Origin of the sequence: Actinosynnema sp. NPDC023794, assembly GCF_040639675.1 — a bacterium.
Classification (GTDB): domain Bacteria; phylum Actinomycetota; class Actinomycetes; order Mycobacteriales; family Pseudonocardiaceae; genus Actinosynnema; species Actinosynnema luteola.
The window spans coordinates 1-5,510 of sequence record NZ_JBFAFR010000086.1; the positions used below are offsets into that span (position 1 = coordinate 1).

Below are 5,510 nucleotides of genomic sequence, written 5' to 3' on the forward strand. Positions count from 1 at the left end.
CAACCCGTTCGACGCCCCATCCTGGTTCACCGCCGAACCCGCCACCACCGCCAACACCCGATGACCGTTGCGACGCGCATCCGACAACCGCTCCAGCAGCACCAGACCCGCACCCTCACCCCAACTCGTGCCGTCAGCGGCGGCGGAGAAGGACTTCGAGCGACCGTCGGCGGACAGGCCGTGCTGCCGCGAGAACTCCACGAAACTCGCCGGCGTGGCCATGACCGTCACACCGCCCGCCAACGCCAAGTCGCACTCACCCGACCGCAGCGCCTGCGCGGCCAAGTGCATCGCCACCAGCGACGACGAGCACGCCGTGTCGATCGACAGCGCCGGGCCTTCCAGACCCAGCAGGTACGACACCCGCCCGGAGGTCACGCTCGTCGCCGTGCCGGTGGCCAGGTAACCCTCGACGTCCCGCGAGACCTGGTCCACACCGCCCGCGTACCCGGACGCCCAACTACCCGTGAACACACCCGTCCGGCTGCCCCGCAACGACGTCGGGTCGATCCCCGCGTGCTCGAACACCTCCCACGCCGTCTCCAGCAACACCCGCTGCTGCGGATCCATCGCCAACGCCTCACGCGGCGAGATCCCGAAGAACCCCGCGTCGAACCCGCCCGCGTCCGCCAAGAACCCACCGGACCTGGTGTAGGTCGTGCCGGGTCCGCCGTCCGGGTCGTACAGCGCCGCCACGTCCCAGCCCCGGTCCGCCGGGAAGTCGCCGATCGCGTCCACGCCCTCGGCCACGAGCCGCCACAGGTCCGCCGCCGAACCGACACCTCCGGGGAACCGACACCCCATGCCCACCACCACGATCGGGTCGTCGGCGCCGGCCGCGGCGACCGGCGCGACGGTCCGCCGCGCCGCGCCGAGCAGCACTTCCCGCAGGTAGTCGACCAGTTTCGCCGGCGTGGGGTGGTCGAACGTCATGGTCGCCGACAACCGGGCCCCGACCGCGGCAGCCAGCCGGTTGCGCAGCTCCACGGCGGTCAGCGAGTCGAACCCCAGGTCCTTGAACGCCCGGTCGGCGTCGACACCGTCCGCGCGCCCGAGCACTGCCGCGCTGTGCGTGGTGACCAGCTCCAGCAGGGCCGCGCGCTGCTCGGCTTCGGGCAACGCGCCGAGTTCCCGCGCCACCCCTGACGTCCGGGCGGGACGACGACGGGTCAGCGCACGCAGCACCGGCCGGTCGCCCAACGCGGACACCCGGAGCCCGGCGGCCACCAATGTCGGCTTGGGCGCGGTGAGGGCGGCGTCGAACAGGGCCAGGCCGTGCTCGGTGGACAGCGGCACGACCCCGGACCGCGCCAAGCGCCGCCGGTCGGCGTCGGCCAGCTGCCCGGTCAGGCCGCCGGCCTGCGCCCACTGCCCCCACGCCACGGACACCGCGGCCAGGCCCTGCCGGCGGCGGTGTTCGGCCAACGCGTCCAGGTAGGCGTTGGCGGCGGCGTAGTTGCCCTGCCCCGCGCTGCCGAGCACCCCGGCGGCCGAGGAGAACAGCACGAACGCGCTCAGGTCGAGGTGTCGGGTCAGCTCGTGCAGGTGCCGGGCGGCATCGGCCTTCCCGGCACGCACACCGGCGAGCCGTTCGGGGGTCAGCGACTCGATCACCCCGTCGTCCAGCACCCCGGCCGCGTGCACCACCGCGGTCAGGTCCGGTATCCCGTCCAGCAGCCCGGCCAACGCCTCCCGGTCGCTCACGTCGCACGCGACGGCGGTGACGTCCGCGCCGTCGAGGTCGACGGGCGCGGCAGCGGACCGGCTCACCAGCACGAGCTTCCGCACGCCGTGCGCGGTGACAAGGTGGCGGGCCACCGCCAGACCCAGCGCGCCGGTGCCGCCCGTGATGAGCACCGTGCCGTCCGGGTCGAGCGGGGCCGGGACGGTCAGCACGATCTTGCCGACGTGCCCGGCCTGGCTCATGTGCCGGAACGCCTCCCGCGCCCGCCGGACGTCCCACGCGGTGATCGGCGGCACCCGCAGGTCGCCCGCGACGAGCAGCCGCACGACCTCCGCCAGCACCTCGCCGAGCCGCTCGGGGCCCGCTTCGGCCAGGTCGAACGCCCGGTAGCCGGGCACGTCGCGGATGTCGGCCTTGCCCATGTCGACGAACCGGCCGCCGTCGGCCAGCAGCCGCAGCGAGGCGTCGGTGAACTCGCCGGCCAACGAGTTGAGCACCACGTCCACCCGCGGGAACCGCTGCTCGAACTCCAGCGTCCGCGACGACGCGATGTGGTCATCGGCCAAGCCCAAGCCGCGCAGCACGTCCCACTTGCCCGGGCTCGCCGTGGCGAACACCTCCGCGCCGAGCCGCCGGGCGAGCTGGATCGCGGCCATGCCGACACCACCCGCGCCCGAGTGGATCAGCACCCGATCGCCCGCCCCGACCCGGCCGAGGTCGACCAGGCCGTACCACGCGGTCAGGAACACCACCGGCACGGCGGCGGCCCGGCTGAACGTCCAGTCGGCGGGCACCGGCGCGAGCACCCGGTGATCGGCGACCGCGCTCGGTCCGAACGCGCCGGACAGCAGCCCGAGCACCCGGTCGCCGACCCGCAACCCCGTGACGGCCGAGCCGACCTCGGTGACCACGCCCGCGCCTTCGCTGCCGAGCCCAGCGGCGGTCGAGCCACCGGCGGAGCCGACGATCGGACCGTAGACGCCCAGCGCGATCAGGACGTCGCGGAAGTTCAGCCCGGCCGCCCGCACCCGGACCCGCACCTCGTGCGGCCGCAAGGCGGCCTCCGGGGCCTCGGCGAACACCAGGTCGTCCAGGTTGCCGGTGCCTGGCTCCACCAGCGAACCCGTGACGGCCGCGTGCGCGGTGGTCCGGACGAGCCGGGGCACGTGGACCACGCCGCGGCGGACGGCGAGCTGGTCCTCGTCGTCGAGGACGACCGGCGGCGAGTCGTCGGTGTCCACGAGGACGAAGCGGCCGGGGTGCTCGGCCTGCGCGGCGCGGACCAGGCCCCAGACGGCCGCGCCGTCGAGGTCGTCCACGTGGTCGCCGGGCGTGGCCGCCACCGCGTCGCGGGTGTGCACGACCAACCGGCCGTCGCCGTCCTCGGCGAGGAAGGCTTGGAGCACTTCCAGCGCCTCTTCGACCGAACCCGGCGCCACGACCCGGTCCGGTGCGGTCGCGTCGCCGTCGCGGCGGAGCCAGCCGAGCTCGAACAGGGCGTCGTCGGCCTGACGTGCCACCGGGCGCGTGGTGACCGAGCCGATCGTGACGATCGGCGCGCCGGACTCGTCGGCGAGCGCGACGGTGTAGCCCGCCGTGGCCGTGCCCGACAACCTGACCCGGGCGGTCGACGCGCCGGTGCGGTGGACCGTGATCCCGGTGAGGGAGAACGGCAACCGCACTTCGCCGGTCTCTCCGGCCAGCAGCGCCAACGGCTGCAAGGCCGCGTCGAGCAGGGCGGGGTGCGCGCCGTAGCGGGCGGCGTCGTCCACGGAGACCTCGGCGAACACCTCGCCGCCCGCACGCCACACCGCACGCACGCCCTGGAACGCCGGACCGTGCTCGTAGCCCGCGCCCGCCAACGTGTCGTAGAGGTCCCGCACGTCGACGGGCCGCGCGCCGGCCGGTGGCCAGCTCGACGGGAACGCCGGTGCGGCGACCGGTTCGGGGGCGAGCGCGCCGGTGGCGTGCCGGACCCAGTCGTCCTGTCCCTGGGACCGCACCTCCACGGGGTGGCGGCCCGTTTCGTCCGCCACGCCGACGACGACCTGCACCCGCACGGCCCCGTCGAGCGCCAGGGGCGATTCGAGGACGAGCTCCTCGACCGCCGCACAGCCGACGACCCCGGCCGCGTGCGCGACCAGTTCCACGAACGCCGTCGCGGGCAGCAGCACGGCGCCCAGCACCGCGTGGTCGGCCGCCCACGGGTGCGTGGCCGTGGACACCGTGCCGGTCAGCACCACGGCCCGGTCACCGGGCAGCTCGACGGACGCGCCGAGCAGCGGGTGGTCGACCGGGTCGAGGCCCGCGCCGGACACGTCGCCGGCTCCTCCCGGCGCCAGCCAGAAGCGCTCCCGCTGGAACGGGTACGTCGGCAGGCCGACCGCGGGCGCCGGCACGCCCCAGTCGACGTCCACACCCAGCACGAACAGCCGTGCGGCGGCGGCCAGGAAGTCGGCTCGCCCTCCCCGGTCGCGGCGCAGCGTGCCGCTCGTCGTGGCGTCCTGCTCCTCCAGCGCGGGCACCAGCACCGGGTGCGGGCTGATCTCCACGAACACCGGTGAGCCCTCGGCCAGCAGCGCGCGGGCGGCCTGCTCGAACAGCACCGGGGCGCGCAGGTTCCGGTACCAGTAGGCGGCGTCGAGCCCGGCGGTGTCGATCACCTCGCCGGTCACCGTGGAGTGCAACGGGATCCGGGCGGACGACGGCGTGATGTCCGCGAGGTCGGCCAGGAGCCGGTCCCGGATGGTCTCGACCTGGGCTGAGTGGGCGGCGTAGTCCACCGGCAGGCGGCGGGCGCGGACGTCGTCGGCCGCAGCCAGCAGCTCGTCCAGCGCGTCCGTGTCACCGGACACGACCACCGAGCCGGGCGCGTTGACCACCGCCACGGTCAGCCGCTCGCCCCACCGCGCCAGGTAGGTCGCGGCGCGGTCGGCGGACAGGCCGAGCGACACCATCCCGCCCCGGCCCGAGATCGCGACCAGGGCCTTGCTCCGCAGCGCGACCACCCGGGCGGCGTCCTCCAGCGACAACGCGCCCGCGACGTGCGCGGCGGCGATCTCGCCCTGCGAATGGCCGACGACCACGTCCGGCTCGACCCCGACCGACTGCCACAGCCGCGCCAACGCCACCATCACCGCGAACAACGCGGGCTGCACCACGTCGACCCGGTCCAGCTCGCCGCCGTCCAGGACCTCGACCAACGACCAGTCGACGTGCGGGGCCAACGCCCGCTCGCACGCGTCGACCGCGTCGCGGAACACCGGCTCCGCCGCGTACAACTCGCGGCCCATCCCGACCCACTGCGCGCCCTGACCCGGGAACACGAACACCGTGCGGTCCGCCGCACCCGCCATCCCGGACACCACGTCCGAGCCGAGGATCGCCGCCCGGTGCGGGAACTTCGTCCGACCGGCCAGCGCACCGCCGATGCCGACGTCCGGGTGCTGCGCGGCGAACTCCCGCACCCGCCGGACCTGCTCCCGCAGCGCGGGTTCGCTCTTCGCCGACACCAGCCAGGGCAGCTCGACGTCCGCGGTCGCCCCGGTCGGGTCCGGCGCCTGCTCCAGCACGACGTGCGCGTTGGTCCCGCTGATCCCGAACGACGACACCGCGGCACGCCGGGGACGTCCGGTCCCCGGCCACGCGACCGGTTCGGTGAGCAGCCGGATGTCCCCGGCCGTCCAGTCCACGTGCGGCGTCGGCTCGTCCACGTGCAGCGTCTTCGGCAACACACCGTGCCGCAACGCCATCACCATCTTGATCACACCCGCGACACCGGCCGCGGCCTGCGTATGACCGATGTTCGACTTCACCGACCCCAACC

1 protein-coding gene is annotated in these 5,510 nt (G+C 74.8%); it reads right to left on the minus strand.

The genetic code is table 11. The annotated features are described in order from the left end of the window. Nucleotides 1-5,510 (minus strand): SDR family NAD(P)-dependent oxidoreductase (locus AB0H12_RS45055; protein WP_499632911.1); only part of this gene is annotated, 5,510 nt, incomplete at both ends.